A 2,635-nucleotide genomic window follows, 5' to 3' on the forward strand; every position below is an offset into this window, starting at 1 on the left:
ATACTAATATCTGTAACATCTGTATTTTACAAAATATATCTAACAATTTGGGATATTAATTCAACAGTCTTTATTATTTATTCTACAACGCTTATATCCACAGAAGGACGTAAAGTTGAGCATATAGCTAAAGCTTCATGTACAGGGTGGCTAGCAAATTTCTCAAAAGGAGCACCTGCACCTGCTTTATCATTAATACAAGGAATAGCTTGTTGCATTAAGTTATAATCAAATCTAGGTGCCCATTTACGTGAACCAAGTCTTGCAGTTGTTGAACAGTTATCAACCATATGTGATACACCTTTAAAATGCATATATGGGTTTAGCGAATCAACAGCTTCTATAATAGATTCATTAACTATTTCAGAGTAAGCATGGCCTTTTTCAGCTAGAACATCAGTTTGAGCCATCATACAAGCTATATATACACCTGCTGTGATAGGATCAATAGGTGTATCATGTTGATCACGTTCTGCTCTTACCTTTTTGCCAATTTCCCATAGCTCTGTGTTGTCAATTTTACCCATCGGTAGACGATGATGACGTGCTCCAGCCATAACAACTGAGCGAATCTCGTTACCGCTTTCAACATCTTCATAACATTCAATTAAGATGTCATATAAAGGAATGTAAGAAGCGTTATAAGCGTTTTCAAATTTTTGCTTATCTTCATCATTTAGGTTTTCATATACTTTTTTCATACCTTGAGTTGATATGATTTTAGATATAGGACCAGTAATTGCTTCAGCAGTGCGACGAAAAGCTTCTTCTTTATCCATGCCATTGTTCGTGAAATATCTATGTAAAGTTTCAATAATTCCGTGAACACCACCAAGTAAAACGCCTCTTTCTCCAAAGATATCTGAACGATACTCCATTTCTATAGTTGTTGGGAATACAAATGGTGCGCCACAAGCTATAGCCCAACCTAGAGCCTGTTCAGTTGCTTTACCATTAACATCTTGATAAACACCAATACTACTATTAATACCTGCGCCATTTATTGTTTTACCTTGCTCATACAAACGACGAACAGAAGGTCCCATGCCTTTAGGACACATTGCAATAATATTGATATCGTCTCTAATCTTGTAATTAATACTTTCAACAAAACCAATTAAGAAACCATGTGAGAATCCTAAAGTTGCCCCAGGTTTAACAGCAGATATAATCTTGTCATAAAGTTTAGCTTGAGCACCATCTGATATTAATATTAAAGCCATATCAGATTCTTTAATAACATCAAACATTTCTCCAAGAGTGCCGTTTTCTTTAGTAAAGCCAACAGCTTCAGCTTCTTTTTCAGAGCTTGAACCAGCGCGTAGACCAACCTTAACTTTAATGCCTGTTCCTTCTAAAGAGTCACGTAAGTTTTGGGCTTGTGCTGGACCTTGAGATCCCCAACCAATTACACCAATTTGTTTAATTCCTTCAAATGCTTGAGGTAACTTTTCAAATAGATGACGTCCGCCAGCAACGATAGTTTCATTGTGGCCACCTAAATTATATTCTTTAACTTCGAAAATATTGCTTTGAATTTTCATGGCAGTCTCCAGTATTTGACTATTTTTATTATTAACCTGTATACACTTTATATAAAGTGTAGCTTGAAATAAAGTGAAAAGTTTGCAATTATTTATTGCATAAATCGCAATAGTTTATGATTATGATTGATAAAAAAGAATTAAATGCATTTAAGATATTGGCTGAAACTTTACACTTTGGTAGAGCTAGTGAAAAATGTTTTTTAACGCCTTCAGCTTTAACTCGACTTATTCAAAGAATCGAGCAAGAAATTGGAGCGGTACTTTTTGAAAGAGATAGTCGAAATATTAGATTAACTGATGCTGGAAAGGTTTATTATCAATTTGCTAAAGAAATGCTTCAAAAATATGAAGATTTAAATTGTATATTACATCCTAAGAAAGGGCAGATAATGGGAGATATTAGATTATCGTGTACAGTAACAGCATCATATGTGGTTCTACCTAATATTATTAAAAAGTTACATATTGATTATCCTGGTATAAAAATACAGTTAACTACAGGTTCGATAAAAAATTGTACTAGTCAACTAGAAGAAGATACTACAGATGTTATTATAGGCATTCTTTCAAAAGATATCCCTATTAACTATTGCGTCAAAGAAGTTTTAACTACAAAAATGGTAATGATTGCGCCTTCGACAAGAAAAGTTAAAAGTTTAAAACAAGCAGCTAAAGATATACCATTTATTCGACCATCTCATTATATTGGTAGTAGTAATTTAGATGAGTGGTTTATGAAGCAGAATTTAAAACCTGAAATATATGGTGATGTTGATGGTAACGAGGCTATTTTGTCATTAGTATCATCTGGTATAGGAACTTCTATTGTGCCTGAGGTGATACTAAAACATAGCCATCTATCTAAATCTGTAAATATAATAAAAACTCAAGGTCTACCAGATATATCTGTTGGTGTAGTAATGAGAAAAGAATCATTAATATCTCCAGTCAAAAAAATATTTTGGGAGCTTTGTGAGACTTTAGATGTTATAGAAATTTAAAATTACTATGATAAAGACTGTTGAATAAATCTTTCAATTTCTATGAATAGGAATATTTTTGCTATTTTTAGTAAAAACTTAGCCTTA

2 protein-coding genes are annotated in these 2,635 nt (G+C 33.0%); one reads left to right on the plus strand and one right to left on the minus strand.

Going from position 1 to position 2,635, the window contains the following annotated elements; genetic code table 11:
* Positions 1-77 precede the first annotated feature (77 nt).
* A complete protein-coding gene (locus R8535_RS10780; protein ID WP_329499145.1) occupies positions 78-1,544 on the minus strand; it encodes a ketol-acid reductoisomerase in 1,467 nt (488 codons plus the stop codon).
* Positions 1,545-1,666: 122 nt separating this feature from the next.
* Here R8535_RS10780 and ilvY point away from each other — a divergent pair, with 122 nt between their 5' ends.
* On the plus strand, positions 1,667-2,548 hold the full coding sequence (gene ilvY / locus R8535_RS10785) for an HTH-type transcriptional activator IlvY (RefSeq protein ID WP_329499147.1): 882 nt from the start codon (positions 1,667-1,669) through the stop codon (positions 2,546-2,548).
* Positions 2,549-2,635: the final 87 nt, after the last annotated feature.

Origin of the sequence: Francisella sp. 19S2-4 (assembly GCF_036281795.1) — a bacterium.
Lineage (GTDB): Bacteria > Pseudomonadota > Gammaproteobacteria > Francisellales > Francisellaceae > Francisella.